Annotated in this window: 17 protein-coding genes; 7 read left to right on the top strand and 10 right to left on the bottom strand. The window is 48.0% G+C overall.

The features are described 5' to 3' along the window. Nucleotides 1–2 precede the first annotated feature (2 nt). Nucleotides 3–701, bottom strand: coding sequence for a hypothetical protein (locus ACN0VA_RS00205; RefSeq protein WP_417819187.1), 699 nt, complete (start codon nt 699–701; stop codon nt 3–5). A 6-nt stretch (nt 702–707) separates the two neighbouring features. Continuing rightward, nucleotides 708–1,406, bottom strand: coding sequence for an orotidine-5'-phosphate decarboxylase (pyrF, locus tag ACN0VA_RS00200; RefSeq protein WP_417819186.1), 699 nt, complete (start codon nt 1,404–1,406; stop codon nt 708–710). Nucleotides 1,407–1,604: 198 nt separating this feature from the next. Between pyrF and ACN0VA_RS00195 the strand changes: the two genes are divergently transcribed. Further along, complete coding sequence (locus ACN0VA_RS00195; RefSeq protein WP_417819185.1) at nt 1,605–2,225, top strand: LuxR C-terminal-related transcriptional regulator; 621 nt, start codon at nt 1,605–1,607, stop codon at nt 2,223–2,225. On the opposite strand, the gene ACN0VA_RS00190 is transcribed toward ACN0VA_RS00195, so the two are convergent. Next, nucleotides 2,215–3,930 carry an ATP-binding protein gene (locus ACN0VA_RS00190; protein ID WP_417819184.1) on the bottom strand — a complete coding sequence of 572 codons (1,716 nt, stop codon included), beginning with the start codon at nt 3,928–3,930 and terminating at the stop codon, nt 2,215–2,217. The genes ACN0VA_RS00195 and ACN0VA_RS00190 overlap by 11 nt on opposite strands. A 161-nt stretch (nt 3,931–4,091) precedes the next feature. Here ACN0VA_RS00190 and ACN0VA_RS00185 point away from each other — a divergent pair, with 161 nt between their 5' ends. Together ACN0VA_RS00185 and ACN0VA_RS00180 are read left to right on the top strand one after the other, a co-directional pair. Beyond that, nucleotides 4,092–5,102, top strand: a complete 1,011-nt coding sequence (locus ACN0VA_RS00185) for an inverse autotransporter beta domain-containing protein (protein WP_417819183.1) — start codon at nt 4,092–4,094, stop codon at nt 5,100–5,102. Between the two features lie 18 nt (nt 5,103–5,120). Beyond that, nucleotides 5,121–5,789, top strand: coding sequence for a hypothetical protein (locus tag ACN0VA_RS00180; protein ID WP_417819182.1), 669 nt, complete (start codon nt 5,121–5,123; stop codon nt 5,787–5,789). Between the two features lie 169 nt (nt 5,790–5,958). Here ACN0VA_RS00180 and ACN0VA_RS00175 read toward each other — a convergent pair whose 3' ends face one another. Both ACN0VA_RS00175 and ACN0VA_RS00170 read right to left on the bottom strand, forming a co-directional pair. Further along, complete coding sequence (locus ACN0VA_RS00175) at nt 5,959–6,990, bottom strand: site-specific DNA-methyltransferase (RefSeq protein ID WP_417819181.1); 1,032 nt, start codon at nt 6,988–6,990, stop codon at nt 5,959–5,961. Between the two features lie 239 nt (nt 6,991–7,229). Next, entirely contained in the window at nt 7,230–8,018 is a 789-nt protein-coding gene (locus ACN0VA_RS00170) for a substrate-binding periplasmic protein (RefSeq protein WP_417819180.1), read from the bottom strand. Between the two features lie 252 nt (nt 8,019–8,270). Between ACN0VA_RS00170 and ACN0VA_RS00165 the strand changes: the two genes are divergently transcribed. Continuing rightward, on the top strand, nt 8,271–10,676 hold the full coding sequence (locus tag ACN0VA_RS00165) for an ATP-binding protein (RefSeq protein ID WP_417819179.1): 2,406 nt from the start codon (nt 8,271–8,273) through the stop codon (nt 10,674–10,676). A gap of 60 nt (nt 10,677–10,736) precedes the next feature. On the opposite strand, the gene infC is transcribed toward ACN0VA_RS00165, so the two are convergent. The 5 genes from infC to ACN0VA_RS00140 all read right to left on the bottom strand — a co-directional run bounded on the left by infC (nt 10,737) and on the right by ACN0VA_RS00140 (nt 16,178). Continuing rightward, entirely contained in the window at nt 10,737–11,273 is a 537-nt protein-coding gene (gene infC, locus ACN0VA_RS00160; protein ID WP_417819178.1) for a translation initiation factor IF-3, read from the bottom strand. Nucleotides 11,274–11,337: 64 nt separating this feature from the next. Then, nucleotides 11,338–13,254 carry a threonine--tRNA ligase gene (gene thrS, locus ACN0VA_RS00155; protein WP_417819177.1) on the bottom strand — a complete coding sequence of 639 codons (1,917 nt, stop codon included), beginning with the start codon at nt 13,252–13,254 and terminating at the stop codon, nt 11,338–11,340. 153 nt (nt 13,255–13,407) lie between these two features. Further along, the gene (locus ACN0VA_RS00150) at nt 13,408–14,202 is read right to left on the bottom strand and encodes an ABC transporter ATP-binding protein (RefSeq protein ID WP_417819176.1); all 795 of its coding nucleotides are present in this window, start codon (nt 14,200–14,202) and stop codon (nt 13,408–13,410) included. After that, nucleotides 14,199–15,107 (bottom strand): ABC transporter permease, encoded by a 909-nt coding sequence (locus ACN0VA_RS00145; protein ID WP_417819175.1) that lies wholly within the window; start codon nt 15,105–15,107, stop codon nt 14,199–14,201. Before ACN0VA_RS00145 ends, ACN0VA_RS00150 begins: the two co-directional genes overlap by 4 nt. Nucleotides 15,108–15,197: 90 nt before the next feature. Continuing rightward, nucleotides 15,198–16,178 carry an ABC transporter substrate-binding protein gene (locus tag ACN0VA_RS00140; protein ID WP_417819174.1) on the bottom strand — a complete coding sequence of 327 codons (981 nt, stop codon included), beginning with the start codon at nt 16,176–16,178 and terminating at the stop codon, nt 15,198–15,200. Between the two features lie 542 nt (nt 16,179–16,720). Here ACN0VA_RS00140 and ACN0VA_RS00135 point away from each other — a divergent pair. From ACN0VA_RS00135 to ACN0VA_RS00125, 3 genes are all read left to right on the top strand, one after another. Next, entirely contained in the window at nt 16,721–17,032 is a 312-nt protein-coding gene (locus tag ACN0VA_RS00135) for a DUF485 domain-containing protein (RefSeq protein ID WP_417819173.1), read from the top strand. Then, nucleotides 17,029–18,702 (top strand): cation acetate symporter, encoded by a 1,674-nt coding sequence (locus tag ACN0VA_RS00130; RefSeq protein WP_417819172.1) that lies wholly within the window; start codon nt 17,029–17,031, stop codon nt 18,700–18,702. Before ACN0VA_RS00135 ends, ACN0VA_RS00130 begins: the two co-directional genes overlap by 4 nt. A gap of 134 nt (nt 18,703–18,836) precedes the next feature. Further along, nucleotides 18,837–20,651 carry a putative nucleotidyltransferase substrate binding domain-containing protein gene (locus tag ACN0VA_RS00125; protein ID WP_417819171.1) on the top strand — a complete coding sequence of 605 codons (1,815 nt, stop codon included), beginning with the start codon at nt 18,837–18,839 and terminating at the stop codon, nt 20,649–20,651. The last annotated feature ends 2 nt before the right edge of the window (nt 20,652–20,653 follow it).

Below are 20,653 nucleotides of genomic sequence, written 5' to 3'. Positions count from 1 at the left end.
TTTTAAGACCTTTTCAGGACAATATTTTCATAGAATTTAGCCAGCACCAGCGACGACCAGAGCATTGAGAAAACAATCAGGACATCTGAAAAAATCAATTGGGGCAGGCTGGCCCAGAAATTATCCAGCGATGGTGTTAAGTCCGGCACCTGCATCAAGGCAAGCGTAAAGAAAATGACTGGAAAATAACAGAACAGGAATGCTGCAATAATGCGAAACCCGTAGCCCGTCGTCCAGTTGAAGCTGGCTTTGACATTGTCCCAGACCGAACCCGGATGGTCCATTGCAAGGGCCGGAAAGGCAAGGCAGATTTTCAGATTGACCCAGAAGCCGAGCAACATCCAGATAAACATGCCACCCATATATTCCGGCGGGAGGTATTCGAAAATCTCCGCCATATGCCCCAAAAATGTCAGGCAGAAGGTCAGGAAAAAGAAACGGGCGAAAGGACGATTGGCCCCGTCAGCAACAGCATCGGCATCGCGCAGCAGATAAAACCGGGTGGAAGATACCCCCAATAAAGCAAGCGCAAATGAATTGGAAATTGTCGACAGCGTTAAACCGACGACAGGAATTTTGACCAAAAACAACGAGGCAATGGACAAGCATAGGGGTAGGAAAATATATTTGCGAAAGACCTTCGCATTTGCGCGCATAAAGGCCAATGCGTCAAAAACGATGGTCATAATTTGCATTTCCATGTCGGCTTACAGCCCTTCCAGCTCGTGTGCAATTTTTTGGGCGGCTTCCACCGGATCATCGGCTTGGGTGATCGGGCGCCCGATCACCAGAATATCTGCGCCTGCAATAACGGCGTCACGTGGGGTCATCACGCGTTTTTGGTCGCCTTTGGCTGCCCATGCCGGGCGAATGCCGGGGACGATCAATTTAAAATCAGGGCCACAGGCCGCGCGGATCGGGGCAATTTCTTTGGCAGAACAGACCACACCGTCCAAACCATTGTCTTGGGTCAGTTTGGCAAGGCGCACGACTTGGTCTTCGATATTGTCATTGATGCCGATGGCGTTGAGGTCCTCTTGATCCAATGCGGTGAGGATGGTAACAGCGATGGTCAGGGGAATGCCTGCGTCGCGTCCGGCGTTTGCGGCCTGTTTCAACATTTCCGGTCCGCCTTGGGCATGCACGTTGATAATCTGTGGCGCAATCGGTTTTGCCGCACGAATGGCCCCGGCAACGGTATTGGGGATATCATGGAATTTCAAATCCAGAAAAACCGGCATGCCGACATCCCGAATGGCAGCAACCCCTTGCGGGCCATTGGCGGTAAAAAATTCTTTGCCAACCTTCATTCCCCCGACAAGCCCTTTCAGCTTTTGGGCCAGTTCAACAGCGTAGGACACATCGGTTGTATCCAAGGCGACATATATACGTTCAAAAGCTTTCATCGGTAAGGCTCACTTGATCGAAAAGGGGAACAGAAAGAACGTTTTTTGGCTTAGGGGATTTAGGCATCGATGTCAAAGAAAGAAAGGGGGTAATAGAGGCTATAGCTAAAGTCATTTGGTGAAAAAGCCAATCTTTCCTTGGCAAAAAGCCTATGTCTGCGTTATGAAAATAACCGGGTATGTTAGGTTGAGGGAACGATGCGGGTTTTAATTGCAGATGATCATCCGATGTTTCGTAGCGGAATATGCGGATTGATAGAACGTGCGTTTGACGGGGTACAGTGTACGCAGGTTGGTGAGGGGACAGCCCTTCTGAAGGCATTGGAGCAGCCGTATGACCTTGCGATTTTGGACCTGTTCCTCCCCAATTTTGATTACAAGAAAGATCTTCCCGATATTCGACAATCCTATCCGTTGGTTCCTTTGGTGATCGTGTCGATGCTGGATCGTAAAGGGGACATTCAGCAGATTATGGATATGGGGGTAAACGGGTTTGTCTCAAAAAGTTTGGACCCGCAAGACATCAGTGCTCATATTCAGGATGTTTGGGCCGGGGAACGGGTCTTGGCGATGGGGGAGTTTCTGATTGATGTCGATACAGAGGAACGCAAAATTCTGTCGAATTTACCACCGCGCCAACGTGAAGTCCTTGACCTGTTGAGCCAAGGCATGAGCAATAAAGAAATCGCCCGTGTTTTGGATTTATCACCTTTTACGGTGCGCAGTCATATGTCGGCCCTGATGCGGGCGTTAAATGTCAATTCGCGCACGGCTGCGGCGTCATGGGCGCATAAAATGGATCAGGACGTTAGCGCCTGATCCGGGCAAGCTGGCTTTCAATCGCGGCGCGCAGGCGGGCTGGTTGAACCGGTTTGGGGATTAGTAAAAGACCGCGTGTGCGAATTTCATCCATAATCTTTGGATCGGTTTCACCGGACAGGACAATAAAGGGGATGGAATGGGGACTTTGTTGGTTAATTTGTTCCTGCACATCAAAGGCGGTCACGCCGTTTCCCAATGAAAAATCGCTCAAGACCAGATCGGGTGCATCCGAGGGTTTAATTTCATAAAGCGATTGCGCATAACTGACACGTGCCCCCCAATGGGCGAGCAAGGTTTCGCTGGCCCGCAGGCTGTCAGGGTCGTCATCAACGATGAGGATATGTAAACCGTTTAATGAATTGTTTAACGTGGTTTCAGGCGGTGTCGCAGCTTGTGCATGCCCCAGCTTAAGGCCGGAAACGGTGAAAATGGACCCTTTGATTGAGCTGTGCAAATCAAGGTCTAAGTGTAAAGGTATGCAGAGCTTTTTGACAATGGCAAGACCCAGACCGATGCTGTCTTGTGTCTGGACATGGTCTGGTGTGGTGGCGGCACGTTTAAATTCTTCAAAAATCTGGGTGCGTTCTTTCTGTGCAATTCCCCGGCCTTGATCTTTTACATGCAGGTTCAAAGTGTTGGAGGTGTGTGTAATCTCCAGCGTAACAGTACCTTTGCCGCCATATTTCAAGGCATTGGATAGTAAGTTTTGTACAATCCGGCGCAAGAGGACCGGGTCACTTTCAATCCAGTAAGGGGCGCATTTGATGTGAATGGAGGCCTCGCAAATATCAGCCAATGGCTTGAATTCTTCGGCAATGTTTTTGAGAAAGGCCGCAAGGTCAATCACTTGGGTTTGAACTGTAAAATTCCCGGTTTCCAACAGGCTGACATCCAGCAAAGAGGTGAACATATTGCTGAGGTTGCGAATGGATTGACGCAAATGGGCAACGGTTTTTTGCGCAGCTTCAGGTAAGGTGCTGTCAGATAGTGTTTCCAGATGCAGCCCCATTGCATGAACCGGTTGGCGCAAATCGTGACTGGCAGAGGCAAGCAGCCGGGTTTTTTCCCGATTGGCCAAACGAGCCTGTGCATTGGCATTTTGAAGCTGGGCAATCAGATCAAGGTTTTCATTTTTGATGGCGACATAGTCCATGAAAGAGGCCAAAACGTCCTTGGCCAGTAATAACATCATCAGCAGGAAAATCAGCACGAGAACGGCCAATGCAACAAAGTCTCCGCCCAACAGAATGAGTTTGAGGGATAGCAGGCCCAGATAGGGGATGCCGTAACACATAAAGGTCCAGCGAAATAAACCAAGGGATTTGACAGACGCCGCCGTTGACCCGGCTGCAATTGCCATTTGCATGGCAAATGACGCCGGATCATCTGTTGCAAGGGAAAGATAAAGCATCATCCCCCAACTGCTGCCGACCAGACAGACCAAGGCATTGAGAAAACCAATCCAGCGTGCTTGTTGCGGTATTTCTTCGGGAAGGTCTTTTGCCCATATTTTCATGTACAACAGAAGTCCGGGTGTGAGGACAAGTTCCAGAATCGCCCAGGCGATCAGAAGACCCGATGGGAGGGCTGAAGATTTCGTTGCCAAATACAATAAAACGGCAAACGAACTGATATGCCCGATCACAATGGTTTTAGGGGCTTTGGCAAAAAGTCGGATTTGTTCAGTTTGCACAGATGTCATATTTTCAATCTATAGCGTTGGCGTTAACTACGTATATCTCCGGATGGAAAAATGCATGCTACATGTGTACTAATTGAGTTAGGGGTTAGAATTCACTATTTTATGCAACGTTTTTAATAAAGTGCAAGCTTTTGCTCGATGGGGGAGTGTAGGTAAAGTAAATGTCCAAACTTGGTTTGAAGGTTGTGTTTGGTGCTGCAACGATCGCAGGTATGTCCGTAGGTTGTGTCCTGCCGTCATATGCGGAAGATCAAAATGCGCAAAAAACATATCAGAAAGTCGCTCAATCCGTTCAAATGGCGGCCAGCAACAATGTTGAAGGGGCTGCCGTTAATTTAGGGCAAGCTGCGATTGAATATTTTTTACCGGCAATCGGCGAAGAGTTGCCGCAATGGGCGCAGCGTATCGAATTTGAGGCTGAAATACAGGATGATGGCAAACCGTATTGGTCTTTGCTGACTGTGCAGCCGCTTTACGAGAGTGAAGGCAAAGAGCAGACGGTTTTTACGCAGCTTAGCCAAAATCGGTATGAATATCTGGGAACGGACCGGGATGTGACAAACATCGGTTTGGGCTATCGTCAGTTATTGAACGACAATACGATTATGTTAGGGGCGAACACCTTCTTTGATTGGGAATGGAAACGTCGTCATAAACGGTTGGGTATGGGGGTTGAGGCCAAATGGTCCGGTCTGGATTTCGCCAGCAATGCCTATTGGGGGCTCGGCGGGGCAACCGGAAGCGGCCTGAGCGGTGATACCCGCGAAGAAGTTCTGGACGGCTACGATGTCGAGCTTGGTTTGCAAATCCCTTACATGCCGTGGGCACGGGTCTATGGCAAACGCTATTTTTGGGAATCCGTTCTCAATACTGAAGATATCAAAGGCTGGACAGCCAGTCTGGAAGCGGACATTCATCAAAACCTGACGGTTGAAGCGGGTTGGCGCGATGATAATTTCAGTGATGATGAAGTCTTTATGAAACTGAGCTTCAATTTCGGCCCCGGTGGGGGGCAGCCCAATCGGCCTGCGGCCTTCAGTTCCTCCTTTATTGCCGATCAGGCATGGGATATGCGCGATATGAGCGAACATAATCTGGATAAAGTGCGCCGCGAAAATCGTATTATTGTTGAACGTCGTTCCAGCGGCGTTGTGATTAGTCGCAGCAACTAAGCCGGATCGGAGAGAAAAATGTTAAAATTTACAAACATATTTTTTGTTTTGTCTGTGTTGTTCTTTGCAGCATCGGTCAATGCAAGCCCAATCACAGGGACAAATTCGGGTCAGGCAACACGTTATGATGTGACGATTACCAAGGTTGAACTGTGCCAAAGTGCAACATGTACCGCGCCATTCGTTTTGGGAAGTTCATCCAAAGTTTTTGATATCGCCTCTGCCAGCGCTGGGGAAGAGGTCGGTAAATTTATTGACCTGCAAGGGATCCCGCTTTTTCAAACCTGGTCCCATGTCCGGGTAACAATGTCCACGTCCTTTGTGATCAGTGGGGATGACGGGACGTGTAAAACAAACGGTGGCAGCGGCGCGCGTGGTGCGTTTTTAGCCGGTGCAGCCTCTGGTGGGGCGGTGTTGCCGGCGACCATGCAGCTACCCAATCAAGCAACAGTTCAAGGGGTACTAGGGGCCGGATTTAACTATTCGACCTACGGTATTACGCAAACAGATGGGGCCAGCCAGTTTACAATGACCATCGCACTTGCATCGCCTTACACCTGCAAAGGTGAGCTCCCGCGTATTGATGTGAAGTTCGATACCTCCCAGGCTTTTGGACATGGTGGTGGTGCCTGTACAGTCACTTTCCCACAACCACCAACCGTTACGATTACGGCACAAGATCCTTGAAGTCGGTTATGTAAATCGGCAAACCCACAAAAAATACCCTCGCTTGATCAGAGCGAGGGTATTTTTTTGGATATATCCCGATGATGAAAACGCTGTGGGATATGTCCGAAATCAAGGGCAGCCGTCTTTCAGCGTTCAAGACGAAAGCCGCGTATATAGAGAAAATAGATTAGCTGGCCATTTCAGCGCGGACCTGTTCACGAAGTTCGTCGATACAGACGCGATTTCCCGCTTTTTCCATATGCCAGAAGGTCCAGCCGTTGCAGGCTTGTGCATTTTGAACACGGGCGCCGACCTGATGGATAGAACCACGGAAATTGGCCGCACTGAGTGTCCCGTCTGCACGGACCTTGGCTTGGTAACGTCCCTTAACGTCGGTCAAGGTTGTACCCGGTTCCAGTAGGCCACGTTCCAGCAGTGTACCGAACGGAATGCGCGGGGCTTGGCGTTTGGCAGGCGTCGTGAGTAAAGATGTATCAACCGTGCCTTTGATGGCTTTGATACGTTTTTCAGCAACTTTGATATAATCGGTTTCACGTTCCAGACCGATGAAGTTGCGGCCCAGTTTTTTGGCGACAGCCCCTGTTGTGCCTGTACCGAAGAAAGGATCCAGAACCACATCGCCGGGTTTACTGGAGGCCATAATCACACGATAGAGCAGGCTTTCCGGTTTTTGAGTCGGATGCGCTTTTTGTCCGGCATCATCTTTCAGGCGCTCGCCCCCATTACAGATGGGCAGCAGCCAGTCCGAACGCATTTGCACGTCGTCGTTAAAGGCTTTCATGGCTTCGTAATTGAAGTTGTATTTGGCTTTTTCCGATTTGGAGCACCAGATCATGGTTTCATGCGCGTTGGTAAAGCGACGACCTCGGAAATTTGGCATCGGGTTTGTTTTGCGCCAGATAACGTCGTTGAGCATCCAATAGCCCAAATCCTGCAAGGTCACACCTACACGGAAAATATTGTGATAAGACCCAATCACCCAAATCGTGCCGTCATCTTTTAAAATACGACGTGCGGCTTTCAACCAGGCTTTTGAAAAATCATCGTAAGCCTTGAAGCTGTCGAACTGGTCCCAGTGATCATCGCAGGCGTCGACTTTGGTGTTGTTGGGGCGGTGCAGGTCACCACCGAGTTGCAGGTTATAGGGCGGATCCGCAAAAATCAGATCAACAGATTTTTCCGGAAGGCTGTTCATCATCTCAATACAATCACCTTGCAAGATTTGATTCAGCGGTAAAGTTTGTAGCGTTTTCATGAGAAGGAATCTACGGCGAATCGGGTAAAAAAAGTCTTAACGGCTACAAAGTTTTTTATTAATAACTTATTGATTCTAAATAAAAATTTACCTTTTGTTAACGAATGGATTAAGGCATGAAAAAGCCCGCAGAAACACACGGTTTTGCGGGCTCGAAGATTGTTTGTTCTAAGGCTTTTTTATTACTTAGCGACTATCGGACTGAGGCCGTGTTTTTTGGCAGAAGCCGCCAGTCGCCCATCTTTCTTAACGGCTTGAAGGAATTCGTTGACCTTTGCCAGCCAAGCGGGTTCCCCTTTAGGAACGGCATAAGCGTACGGTGTCGGGGCCAATGTTTTATTTGGTTCCATCAAATGTGCCCAGGTGGTGAGGGATGCCATGCGCCGACCATAGGGAAAATCAGTCATAAAGACATCGGCGCGTCCCGCTTCGACTTCCTGTTCACGGGCTTTGAAGCTATCTACAACGGAGAGCTCGGCCTTTTTCAGATAATCACGCATGACCGGTTCCATATAGGTTCCTTTTTGAACCACAACAATGTGACCGTCTTGATCAATATCTTCCCAATGTTTGATTGTCGGATTAGATCGCATAGAAACCGCATAAATCCCGCTGATCAAGTGTGGTTCGGAAAAATCCATAAAGGGTTTGCGATCCTCACGCACGCCAACACCATGCATGGAAATGTCACAGGCGTCATTGGTCATATTCTCTTTGATTTTGCCAAAAGAGCTATCAACGAATTTAAGATTTACCTTCAGATATTTTGCAAATTCATGGGCCATATCAATGTCGATGCCCTCCAGTTCCCCCGTTCTGGGATTGCGATAGGAAATGGCAAAGTATCCCGGCCAAATACAAACCCGAAGCTCATTGTTTTTTTGAATTTTTTCCAGTCGATCTGCGGCATGGGAGCTCGTAGGCAACATAAAAAGTGTAAATAGAATTGCACTGGCAATTATACGTGACATTCTGTAATTCCCCCCCTCGAAATTAGCTGGCTATTAGTAATTCAGGGTTTAATATGAAGCAAGTTGTAACTTTTATACTTACTGATATCGTGGTCTTCCTTTAGATATTTGTTTATAAAATAAATACAAGAATATGTTTTCGGGAAAGAGGGTCTCTTGGCGTCGAAGAAGTACCGTATATTTAAAAGACATCGTCCACCTTTTATGCGCTATACGATTATTTCGTTAGGGGTTTTGGGGTTAGTAATCTCGATGCTTTGGACAAGTTTTCAGGCCTCGGTTTCAGAACGGGACAACCTCAGTAAGCTTTATGCACGCATGATCGAAAGCAGTATTACGCGTATGGTGGAGGCCGTAGAAAATAACCTGTTTGGAATTTTGCAGGATTTGGAACTGGAAGAAGGTGATCTTGATTTCACCATTTATGAGCGGCGCATAGGCAACCTTATTCGATTTGCGCCTCATATCCGGCAGATTATTCTTTTACGTGGCGATGACGTTCTGTTTAACAGCAATATGCGCAGTCATGCGAAGGTCGATCTCAAGCACCTGAGTTTTCCTGACAAATTGTTTAATGCCTTGTCATTGGGCATACAAATCGGTGATACCGTTCATGGTCGTTTTTTATCGGAAGTTGGTGATGTCACGTCGAAAAACTCACCGCGCAAGCTGATCCCGTTACTCTTAAGTCTCAGAAATAATCCTTCGGCGGCAAGCTATCGGGTTTTGGTGGGGATGAATGCCCATTATGTGGATCGTCTTTTTAAGACAACCGATTTGGGCGATCGTGATAGCTATGCTTTATTGCGTGCCGATGGGACTGTTCTTTTATCAAAAGGGCGCGAAAGTACGGGTATAAATGTTATTCAACAAGCGATTTCCAGCTTCAAAGAAGGTCGTGATGAAAGTCATCTGAGAGAGCAAGATGGCTGGTTGGAAAAAAGCCAATCGACAATCCGTTTTTCCGGAAAATATCCCTTGGGTATTGTTGTCAGTGTTGATCATGGTGCGACATTTAGCAATTGGCTGGATGAAAATAAAATTTTGATTTTGACCCTTTTTCTCGCCACGTTTGGGGTTTTGGTCATTGCGTTCTGGCTTTATTTAGATTTGCAGCGTTCGAAAATTTTACGCAAAGAAATTCGCCTGTTGTCCTCGGCTGTGCAGCAATCCCCGGTATCGTTTCTAATTACGGACAAGCAAGGGGTTATTCATTATGCCAACCCTGCTTTTGAAAAGCTCTACGGGTATTCAAGGGAAGAATATATTGGTCAGTACCCGTCCATTATCAAAAGTGGAATGGCACCTGAAGAGGTATATAAAAATTTATGGGCAAGTGTGAACCGTGGAGAGACATGGCAAGGAGAGTTTATTAATAAAACGAAGGATGGCCAGTTGATCCCCACATCCTCGGCCATTTCACCTGTTGTTGATGATGACGGTAATTTCGATTATCTGGTCGGTGCGCTGATGGATATTTCTGTGCAAAAAGAATTACAGGAAAAAGCCTTGGCGGCGTCTCGTGAAGCGCAATTGGCCAGTGAAGCCAAATCGCATTTCCTTGCGACCATGAGCCACGAGTTGCGTACCCCGATGACCGGGATCAACGGGATTATCGAAATTTTGAAATCAAATCAGTGCAATCCACAACAGGTTTCGGATCTGCTGGATGATTTGGGCAGTTCTTCTAACGCCTTGATGATGCTTTTAAATGACATTCTTGATCTGTCAAAAATCGAAGCGGGTAAACTGCAAATTGAATTTTTACCCTGTAATCCCAGTGCGATTATTGAAAATGTGCTGCATTTGTTTAGGGAAACAGCGCAAGACAAAGGCGTGGAACTGGTTTCAAATGCGCAAGAGTATCGCGATATCTGGGTCAAATCGGATGGTTTGCGATTGCGCCAAGTTGTGTCTAATCTGGTGAGTAATGCGGTTAAGTTTACGGAAATAGGCCATGTGCGTGTTAATCTACGCGTCACCCCCTTGGTGGCGGGCAAGATTTCTCTGAAAATTGTGGTGGAAGATACCGGTATCGGTATGACCCCGGAACAAGTAAATACTGTGTTTGAGCCCTTTACGCAGGCCGATGCATCGACAACGCGCAAGTATGGTGGAACGGGGCTTGGGTTGACGATTACGAAACAGTTATGTCAACTCCTTGGCGGACGTTTAAAAATCAACAGTGTGCAGAATTCCGGTTCCATCTTTGCCGTGGATATCCCGGTTGATCAGGTACATGCCCCTCATGGGGGCGTGTCTCAGGATGTGGATATCGGGTCGCTACAAATGTTGTTGGCCGAAGACAATGTGGTTAATCAGAAAGTTGTTTCGACTCTTCTGCGCCAAAAAGGGCATACGGTTGATATTGTTTCAAATGGTCAGGAAGCCGTGGATATTGCGCGACAAAAGAAGTTTGATGTCATTCTTATGGACATGCAAATGCCGGTAATGGATGGGGTTGAGGCCATTTCTCATATTCGACAAGAGCAGGGCCTTAATTGCACGACGGTCATTTTTGCATTTACGGCCGATGCGTTCCCCGAACATCGGGGCAAATATCTGGAAGCCGGTGCGAATGATGTGGTAACCAAGCCCTTGAACTGGGTGCAGTTGCACGAGAAGCTTACCGAAGTCTTTCGGGCACGTGTGAAATGAAGTAAACAAAAAAACGGCACTGAAAACAGCGCCGTTTTTTTGTATCGCAAGTGCGATGAATTATTTTACGCCAGTCGGTATCGGGCCGAGGATCATAATCATCTGGCGGCCTTCCATCTTCGGCTGATGTTCAACTTTTGCGATTTCTGTCGTGTCGGCTTTCACGCGCTTGAGAACTTCCATCCCCAATTCCTGGTGAGCCATTTCACGACCACGATAGCGTAGGGTAATCTTTACCTTATCGCCATTCTCAAGGAATTTGAAGACATTGCGCATCTTGACTTCATAGTCGTGTTGATCAATGCCAGGTCGCATTTTGATCTCTTTGACCTGAACGACTTTCTGTTTTTTCTTGGCTTCAGCTTTTCGTTTCTGAGCTTCATATTTGTATTTTCCGGAATCCAGAATTTTACAAACAGGCGGCTCGGCATTGGGCGACACTTCGATCAGGTCGATACCTGCCTTTTGTGCGCGTTTCAGTGCCTCGTCAATAGAGACAACGCCAACCATTTCACCATTCTCATCTACGAGCCGAACTTGCGGAGCGCGGATTTCTTTATTGACGCGTGGACCATCTTGGGCCGGTTGCGCCTTCATCGGACGACGAGCTATTGAAATTCTCCTATATCTTGCTACGCCAAAAAAACGAAGAAGTGCCGCCCTATTTACCGGTCGGGCGGGCTGCTTCGCTCACTAGTTTATCTACCGCTTCGTCAAGTGCAAGAATTTCTTGCGTTTTTCCACCCAAACGACGCATGGCAACGCTGCGATTCTCGACTTCTTTGCCACCGACGACCAGAATAACTGGTACTTTTGCATGGGAATGTTCGCGGATTTTATAGTTGATACTTTCATTACGGAAGTCCGTTTCACAAGACAAACCGTGCTGTTTAAGCGTGTCGCACACATCCTGAGCATACTCGTTATGATCACTTGTGATTGAGGCAACGACAACTTGCTGCGGTGCCAGCCATAACGGGAAGCGTCCGGCGAAGTTTTCGATCAAAATACCGATGAAACGCTCAAAGGAACCGAGAATCGCACGGTGCAACATCACGGGACGGTGTTTTTGCCCGTCTTCACCGATGTAATCGGCATCCAGTCGTTCCGGCAAAACGAAATCAACCTGCAGGGTACCACACTGCCAATCCCGGCCAATGGCATCGCGCAGAACGAATTCCAGTTTAGGACCGTAGAACGCGCCTTCACCCGGATTCAATGTCCATTCCAGACCAGCGGCTTCGGTTGCTTCTTTCAAAGCGCCTTCGGCCTTGTCCCATGTTTCGTCGGAACCGGCCCGCACGTCTGGTCGGTCAGAGAATTTAACTTTGACTTCTTCAAAACCGAAATCTTTATATACGGATTTGAGAAGGTCACAGAAAATCTTGGTTTCAGAAATAATCTGATCCGGGCTACAGAAAATATGCGCGTCATCCTGTGTAAAGGAGCGCACGCGCATCAAACCGTGCAAGGCACCAGATGGTTCGTTCCGGAAGCAAGAACCAAATTCAGCCATACGCAAGGGCAGGTCACGGTATGATTTCAAACCTTGGTTAAAAATCTGGACGTGACAGGGACAGTTCATCGGCTTGATGGCGAGAACTTTGTCTTCAGCCCCGGTGATGAACATATTTTCACGGAACTTTTCCCAGTGACCGGAATCTTCCCACAGTTTACGGTCCACCATTTGCGGTGTGTTGACCTCAACGTAGCCGGCGTTTTCCAGACGATCACGCATGTAGCCTTGAACGGTACGATAGATTTTCCAGCCGTGCGGGTGCCAAAAGACGGAACCGACGGCCTCTTCTTGAAAATGGAACAGGCTCATTTCCTTGCCGAGCTTGCGGTGATCGCGTTTTTCGGCTTCTTCCAGCATATGCAGGTATTGGCGCAGCGCTTTTTTATCTGTCCAGGCTGTCCCGTAGATACGTTGCAACATCTCGTTATTGGAATCGCCACGCCAATAGGCACCAGCCACTTTCATCAGTTTGAACGCTTTGCCCAGCTTGCCAGTTGAGGGCAGGTGCGGGCCACGACACATATCAAACCAGTCGCCTTGGCGATAGACAGTGACGTCTTCACCTTCGGGGATGCTTTCGATAATCTCGGCCTTGTAATGTTCGCCCATTTCTTTGAACTTGGCGATCAATTCGTTGCGGTCCCAAACTTCACGTTCGATCGGAAGGTCGCGGTCCACGATGTCTTCCATGCGTTTTTCGATCTTTTCCAGATCTTCCGGGCTGAACGGTTTTTCAGTGGCAAAGTCATAGTAATAGCCGTTTTCAATAGCCGGGCCGATGGTGACCTGAACATTGTCGAACAGTTCTTGTACGGCCTGTGCCATGATATGTGCGGCATCGTGGCGCAAAAGCTCCAGTGCGTCTTCGTCTTTGGCCGTGACAATGGACATCTCGCAATCTTGCGTGATCGTCAAAGACAGGTCTTTCATTTCGCCATTGATACGCACAGCCAAGGCAGCCTTGGCCAAGCCCGCACCAATGTCGGCAGCCACTTGGGCGCCGGTGACAGAACCGTCGAATTCACGTTTAGAGCCGTCAGGCAAAGTAATCGCGACCATTGATCTCGCACTCACTCTTTAAAATAAGAAATTAACATTAAGAGGGGCAAATTAGCGAGATTGTGCGGTGTGTCAAGGTAAACCGTACCTTGCGGATAATAAGCTAATGCCCTGCACCTTATTCGCACAGAAGAAAGGGCAGGGCATTTTGATTTAGCTGAGCAACAACTTGTCGTCGTCGATTTCTTCGCCGCGTACTTTTTCAAACATATGCAGCAGGTCTTCGACTTTCATATTTTTACGTTGATCGCCTTCCACATCAAGAACCACGCGGCCTTCGTGCAACATGACGGTCCGTTGACCGTGATCAAGGGCTTGTCGCATGGAATGGGTAACCATCATGGTCGTCAGTTGTCCTTCGTTGACGAGTTTTTCAGTCAATTCAAGGACGAAGGCGGCTGTTTTCGGGTCAAGGGCGGCGGTATGTTCATCCAGCAAAAGGATTTTCATCGGATTTAATGTCGCCATGACAAGACTGACGGCTTGGCGTTGTCCACCGGACAACAGGCCCATTTTGTCTTCAAGGCGGTTTTCAAGGCCGAGACCAAGAACAGAGATTTTTTCACGGAACAAGTCACGACGTTCCGTTGTGACCGCGTGGGAAAAACCACGTTTTTGACCGCGCCCGGAAGCCAAAGCGAGATTTTCTTCGATGGTCAGGCTTTCACAGGTTCCGGCCATCGGGTCTTGGAAAACGCGGGCAACCAGACCGGAACGCCGTGCTGTTGACCAGTTGGTAACATCTTGTTCATCGATTTTAACCGAGCCTGCATCCGCTTTAATCTCACCAGCTAACACATTCAGGAAAGTGGATTTACCGGCCCCGTTTGATCCGATCACGGTGACAAACTGGCTTTCGGGGATTTGCAGGTTCATGCCGCGCAGAGCTTTGTTTTCAATGGCGGTACCCGGATTGAAGACGACTTGGATGTCTTTTGCTTCGATCATTGGCCGGCTCCTTTCACGGATTTACGTTTTGCCCATTTTTGGCGTGCGCCGGGTAATGTCATGGCGAGAACCACGAGAACGGCGGTGACGAGTTTCAGGTCTTGGGCTTGCAAACCGATAAAGTCGGCGTTCAGGGCAACTGCAACAACAACGCGATACAGGATTGATCCGACCACGCAGCCGATTGTTGCTAAAATGATAGTGCGCGTCGAAAAGGTTGCTTCGCCCAGAATAACGGCGGCCAGACCGACGACAATGACACCGACACCCATTGTGATATCGGCGCCACCTTGAATTTGGGCAAACAAGGCACCGGCCAAGGCGACCATTGCATTGCTCAGTGCAATACCGACCAGTTTCATTTTACCGGTATTGATGCCTTGTGCGGCTGCCATACGTCCGTTGACACCTGTGGCCCGCATACCAAGCCCGGTTTCCGAAGACAGGAATAAGTTTAACAAAACCAGCAAGATAACGATAACAGCGAATAAAACAATGGGGGTGACCCAATAATAAGGCAGGTCGATCAGTTTTTCGAACGGGGTAAAGACGGTTTCTTCCCCGAGTAAGGCTTGGTTGGGTTTGCCCATAATGCGTAAATTCACCGAATAAAGCGCGATCATGGTCAGGATACTGGCAAGAAGGTGCAAAATGCCGAGTCTTACGTTCAACCATGCTGTGACCAGTCCGGCCAATGCCCCGGCAATAATCGCCCCAAGAAGGGACAGAAATGGATTGACGCCCGCAACGATCAGGGTTGCGCTTGTAGCAGCTCCCATAGGCAGACTGCCGTCAACCGTCAAATCGGGAAAATCAAGAACGCGGAAACTAATAAATACCCCAAGTGCGACAATACCGAACAGGAGGCCGGTTTCTATTGCACCGAGAAAGGCGATTAAACTCATACCAGAACCTTACATCTATATAGTATGATCCGCCGCCCTCATGGATGAAGGCAGCGGATCAATCAGAACAGGTCGTGAAATCAAGAAAGATTATTCAACGACTTTTGCGGCCTTTTTAACCATTTGTTCGTCGAAAGTCAGCCCCATTTGTTTGGCTGTCCCCAGATTGATGTGCAAATTGGTTTTTTCCACACCTTGAACGTCGATATCCCCAGCTGTTTTGCCATTCAGGACGTCCAGAACAACCTGACCTGTTTGACGACCAATGTCGTAGTAGTCAAAACCAAGGGCAGCGGCTGCGCCGCGTTCAACCGAACCCGTGTCCCCGGCAAAGACCGGGATTTGAGCATCGATACCGACTTTAACAACCGATTCAAATGCGCTGACGATGGTGTTGTCGGTTGTGACATAGATCGCATCGACTTTACCGACGAGGCTGCGAACGGCCATCAAAACGTCACCACTAGATGGTGCGGAGGCCGTGACAACATTGATGCCTTTGCTTTCGGCGATTTTTTTGAAGTTTTCGACCAGTACAACAGCGTTGGTTTCACCCGGATTGTAGGGAACGCCAATGGTTTTTGCGTTCGGCAGGGCATCTGTGATGAGTTGCAGGTGTTTTTCCAGCGGCAGCATATCGCTGACCCCGGTGACGGAACCGCCGGACGCTTTCCATGATTTAACGAGTTTGGCGGCAACCGGGTCGGTTACGGCAGAAAAGACAATAGGGATCGTGCCGCGCGCAGAAGCTACAGCAGCTTGTGCAGACGGGGTGGCGATGGCAACGATTACGTCAGGGTTTTCGCCGACGAATTTTTTGGCGATTTGACCCGCAATGCCGACATCGCCTTGTGCACTTTGGAATTCCCAGTTCAGGTTCTCACCCACTTTATAGCCATTTTCACCTAAAACGTCTTTGACGCCTTTGCGCACAGCGTCCAAGGCGGGGTGTTCGACGATTGCGGTGATTTTAACGGTTTTGCTGTCAGCTTGGGCAACAGCGGGGAAAAGAGTGCTGGCACCGATGTAAGCGGCTGTTGCAAAAGCGCCAAGGATTTTTTTGTTGAACATAGCAGTCCCTGCTTTTCAGTTTGAAACGAAGTGGATGATTAGGGGGAACCCCTAGTATTCTGTCCTAAAAGGCCAGAGTTGGTACTAAGTTAATTTAATCATGCCACATTACAATTTTTATTTTCTCTGTTGAGTGAAAATTTACAGTTTGTGCGGGTTTTAAGGGGGGAATAAGCGTATGTACACCTCAAAACTTGACCGAACAGTCGAAGTTATGCCGAATCCGGCTATTTAATATCCCCGCAAAAGATATTTTGAGAATTGATCTGCAAAAAGAAAGGCCGGGCAGTAAAATAACTGAATTATATTTTTGTAATGTAAATTGTGCATCTGCGGCATTGCACTGCAAGAAAACTCAACCGTTTCAGGTAATTTTCTCCTTCTTTTAAGTTTTTATATTTTGATAAAAATCGGTAAGACCAGCAGAAACCTGCGATAAAATGCGCAAATCGGTATTTTGATACTGGATTATTAGATTAAATCGGTATATGGCAAGGGGGCAGATTTAATGACCCAATTTCATATTGGGCGGGGAGAAAAAAATGTCTGAACATATTTATGAGCGGATCAAAAAAGATCCGCGATTTAGTGACTTGCAAAAGCGTCGGGGACGTTTTGCTCTTATTTTGTCTATCATTGTTTTAACCGTTTATTACGGTTTTATCATGGTTGTTGCCTTTGCACCTGAAAAGCTGGCGACACCGTTGGCTGAAGGTATGACGACAAGCGTTGGTATACCGATCGGGGCGGCGATTATCGTTCTTGCATGGCTAAGCACAGGGATTTATGTGCGCCGTGCCAACAGTGAGTTTGACACCCTCAACAAACAGATTGTGGAGGATGCAAGCAAATGAGTTTGAACCGTATTTTGACCGTATCCGGTCTTTTTGCCCTTATGTTGTTTGCGGGCGATCCTGTATGGGCTGCTGGTGCAATTGAAGGGGAAGTTACGAAACAGCCGGTTAACCTTTCTGCGATTTCCATGTTTGTGGTTTTCGTTTGTATTACCTTGGGGATTACATATTGGGCGGCGCGCCGTACAAAATCAGCAAAAGATTTCTATACTGCTGGTGGCGGGATCACAGGCTTCCAGAACGGTCTTGCGATTGCGGGGGACTATATGTCTGCGGCAACTTTGCTGGGTTTATCCGGTTTGGTATTTGCAAAAGGTTACGACGGTTTTGTCTATTCCATCGGTTTTTTGGTCGGTTGGCCGATCATCCTGTTTATGATGGCGGAACGTTTGCGTAACCTTGGTAAATTTACGTTTGCTGATATCTGTTCTTTCCGTTTGCAACAAACACCGATCCGTTCTTTGGCGGCTTCCGGTGCGTTGTCAGTTGTTGTCCTGTATCTCATTGCGCAGATGGTTGGTGCAGGTAAACTGATCCAATTGCTGTTTGGTCTGGACTATGCTTATGCCGTTGTTCTCGTCGGTATCATGATGATGGTCTATGTGACGTTTGGTGGCATGATTGCAACCACATGGGTACAGATCATCAAAGCCTGCCTGCTGCTGTTTGGTGGCACGTTCATGGTTATTATGGCCATGTCCCAGTTTGGCTTCAATTTCGAAGCACTTGCAACCAAGGCAACGGAAGTTCACAAATCCGGTATTTCCTTGATGGCACCGGGCGGTTTGTTGGCGGATCCTGTTTCTGCGATTTCATTGGGCTTGGCTCTGATGTTCGGGACAGCCGGTTTGCCGCATATCCTGATGCGCTTCTTTACGGTAACGGATGCGAAAGAAGCTCGTAAATCTGTGTTCTACGCAACCGGGTTTATCGGTTATTTCTTCATGGTTGTTTGTACGATGGGCCTGTGTGCGATTGTTATCGTTGGTACAGATTCAAGCTTCTATGATGCGGCCGGTAAATTGCTTGGTGGCGGCAACATGGCGGCGATGCACCTTGCAAAAGCGGTTGGCGGTGACTTGTTCTTCGGCTTTATTTCAGCCGTTGCCTTCGCAACAATCCTTGCGGTTGTGTCCGGTCTGGCTTTGGCGGGTGCGTCTGCGATTTCACACGATCTGTATGCTTCTGTCTTCAAAAAGGGCAAAGCAACAGAACAACAGGAAATCCGCGTTTCTCGTATTGCAACCATCTGTCTTGGTCTATTGGCTATCGTTTTGGGGATTGCCTTTGAGAAACAGAACATTGCCTTCATGGTTGGTTTGGCCTTCGGTATTGCCGGTTCTGCCAACTTCCCGGTTCTGATCCTGTCTATGTACTGGAAAGGTTTGACCACGCGCGGTGCGTTCATTGGTGGCTTTATCGGCCTGTTGACAGCATTGATCTTGGTGATCCTGTCACCGACCATCTGGGTCAGCATCTTCGGTTTTGAAGAAGCAATTTTCCCGTACAACCACCCGGCTCTGTTCTCTATGACAACGGCATTCCTTGCGATCTATGTTTTCTCGAAACTGGATAATTCTGAACAAGCCCGTAAAGAAGCGGAACTGTTTGACTCACAATCTGTTCGTTCGCAAACAGGTGTGGGTGCGGAAGGTGCCTCTGCCCACTAAAATGGGTTCAATAGATCGAAAGGGATGCGACCCATGCCTTTCAATCTCTAGACTTGTCAAACTTGAAGTCCTGAAAGGGGAGGGAAATTTCGGCCCTTCTTTTTCGGGATTTTTCTTGTGAAAGTGATCACACGATGACCGAGTTTTTTAATTTTGATTTTCCGCCTTTCAACCTGTTGAGGCCGTCTGAACGCGATAAGTTCAGCGAGGCGCTGGATATTGGCTATTTTCAGGAAGGCGAGGTCCTGATTGAGCCAAACAAGGATATCCAGTCCCTTTTCATTTTAATTAAAGGCATTGTCCATGAAACACAGGATGGGGAAACTCTGAATGTGCATGGCGAACATGATGTATTTGGTGCACGATGGCTGATTGAAGGAAAACGTTCCAGTACCTTTACGGTGGTGGAAGAGGCCTTGATCTATTTGCTGCCTGCGGCCCTGTTTGAAGATATTTTGAAACAGAATGAAGATTTTCATAGTTTCTTTTTTAAATCCATCCGTGACAAAGTGAACATGACCCCGGCGCGGGCCTCCAGTTACACAGCCAGCCCCTTGTTGGCAACGCCCGTGCAAAAAGTTGTCCCGCACCCTTTATCAATTGCAGCCAGTGCACCGATGTCGGATGCGGCCCGTTTGATGCGTGATCATGCGACGACATCTATTTTGGTGACGGATCGCCAAAACGAGGTATGCGGTTTGATTACATCCTCAAAACTGCGTGACAGTGCCTTGATTGACGGGATCCCGGCGCAAACCCCGGTCGGGGATGTGTGCCTGATTGATTTAATCGGGGTGAACCAGCAAGACCCCATGAGCCATGCCATGATTACAATGGTGAAGCATAAGATCAATCGGGTTGTGGTTCGAGATGGCGACCATATTACAGGGGTGTTGGAACTGACTGATTTGCTTAGTTTCTTGTCCAACCATTCCTATTTGTTGTTTTTGCAGGTGGAACGCGCACAAAATCTGTCAGAATTAAAAGATGTGGTCAGTGGGATTAACGATCTGGTTTGCTTGCTGCATGATAGCGGAACCAGTATTGCGATTATTACGCGTTTGGTGTCCGAGGTAAATCAGCGTGTCTTTACCAAGTTGACGCACTTCATTGCCCCAAAGGGGATGATGGAAAATACGTGCCTGATTATTATGGGCAGTGAAGGTCGGCGCGAGCAGGTTTTGCGTACCGATCAGGATAATGCGCTGATTATTCGCGATGGATATGATGTGGACACTGTGCGTGCCTTTGGTCAAAAGTTTTCAGAAGTGTTGGACAGTTTTGGCTTTCCACCTTGTCCCGGTCATATGATGGTGTCCAACCCGGACTGGTGCATGAGCCTGAGTGAGTATAAGCGCAAAATTTTCCAATGGATCAATCAACCGGATGAAAACAGCATGATTGGCTTGTCGGCCTTTGTCGATGCGGTATCTGCCTGTGGGGATAAGAATTTATTGCGCGAGGCCAAAGAATATTTTCATCAGGTTCTCAGCGACCATGATGGGTTTTATACCATGTTTGCCGCCCCGATTGTGTCGTTTGATACACCATTGGGCATGTTTCACCGTTTGAAAGTCGAAAAGGGCGAGCATGAAGGCGAGATGGATTTGAAAAAAGGTGGAATTTTCACCATCGTTCACGGTGCGCGCGTTTTGGCGATCAAGCATAAAATCCATACCACCAACACCTTGCGTCGCATTTCGGCCTTGGCAGAAGCAGGTGTCCTTGATAAGCGGTTTGGCGAAGACTTAATTGATGCCTTTGAATTTTTGCGGGGACTAAAATTAAAAGCCTCGTTCAACGCGGATGGGGAATTTAAAGGGGCGACTAATTTTGTGCGGATCAAGAGTTTGCATAAGCTGGAAAAAGACCTTCTCAAAGATTCCTTGCAGTTGGTGAAAGAATTTAAAAACGTGGTCAGTCATCATTTCAATCTGGGACATTTTTAATC

Source organism: Terasakiella sp. (assembly GCF_048267425.1).
In the GTDB taxonomy this organism is placed as follows: domain Bacteria; phylum Pseudomonadota; class Alphaproteobacteria; order Rhodospirillales; family Terasakiellaceae; genus Terasakiella.
The sequence above is the reverse complement of the archived record's forward strand: the minus strand, read 5'-3'. Positions and strand labels throughout refer to the sequence as shown.

Excerpts from the sequence above, each read along its gene's own strand:
- pyrF (WP_417819186.1), bottom strand. The coding sequence starts at position 1,406 with ATGAAAGCTTTTGAACGTATATATGTCGCCTTGGATACAACCGATGTG.
- ACN0VA_RS00185 (WP_417819183.1), top strand. The coding sequence starts at position 4,092 with ATGTCCAAACTTGGTTTGAAGGTTGTGTTTGGTGCTGCAACGATCGCA.
- ACN0VA_RS00180 (WP_417819182.1), top strand. The coding sequence starts at position 5,121 with ATGTTAAAATTTACAAACATATTTTTTGTTTTGTCTGTGTTGTTCTTT.
- ACN0VA_RS00205 (WP_417819187.1), bottom strand. The coding sequence starts at position 701 with ATGGAAATGCAAATTATGACCATCGTTTTTGACGCATTGGCCTTTATG.
- thrS (WP_417819177.1), bottom strand. The coding sequence starts at position 13,254 with ATGGTCGCGATTACTTTGCCTGACGGCTCTAAACGTGAATTCGACGGT.
- ACN0VA_RS00135 (WP_417819173.1), top strand. The coding sequence starts at position 16,721 with ATGTCTGAACATATTTATGAGCGGATCAAAAAAGATCCGCGATTTAGT.
- ACN0VA_RS00150 (WP_417819176.1), bottom strand. The coding sequence starts at position 14,202 with ATGATCGAAGCAAAAGACATCCAAGTCGTCTTCAATCCGGGTACCGCC.
- ACN0VA_RS00140 (WP_417819174.1), bottom strand. The coding sequence starts at position 16,178 with ATGTTCAACAAAAAAATCCTTGGCGCTTTTGCAACAGCCGCTTACATC.
- infC (WP_417819178.1), bottom strand. The coding sequence starts at position 11,273 with ATGAAGGCGCAACCGGCCCAAGATGGTCCACGCGTCAATAAAGAAATC.
- ACN0VA_RS00195 (WP_417819185.1), top strand. The coding sequence starts at position 1,605 with ATGCGGGTTTTAATTGCAGATGATCATCCGATGTTTCGTAGCGGAATA.
- ACN0VA_RS00170 (WP_417819180.1), bottom strand. The coding sequence starts at position 8,018 with ATGTCACGTATAATTGCCAGTGCAATTCTATTTACACTTTTTATGTTG.
- ACN0VA_RS00165 (WP_417819179.1), top strand. The coding sequence starts at position 8,271 with ATGCTTTGGACAAGTTTTCAGGCCTCGGTTTCAGAACGGGACAACCTC.
- ACN0VA_RS00190 (WP_417819184.1), bottom strand. The coding sequence starts at position 3,930 with ATGACATCTGTGCAAACTGAACAAATCCGACTTTTTGCCAAAGCCCCT.
- ACN0VA_RS00130 (WP_417819172.1), top strand. The coding sequence starts at position 17,029 with ATGAGTTTGAACCGTATTTTGACCGTATCCGGTCTTTTTGCCCTTATG.
- ACN0VA_RS00175 (WP_417819181.1), bottom strand. The coding sequence starts at position 6,990 with ATGATGAACAGCCTTCCGGAAAAATCTGTTGATCTGATTTTTGCGGAT.
- ACN0VA_RS00145 (WP_417819175.1), bottom strand. The coding sequence starts at position 15,107 with ATGAGTTTAATCGCCTTTCTCGGTGCAATAGAAACCGGCCTCCTGTTC.
- ACN0VA_RS00125 (WP_417819171.1), top strand. The coding sequence starts at position 18,837 with ATGACCGAGTTTTTTAATTTTGATTTTCCGCCTTTCAACCTGTTGAGG.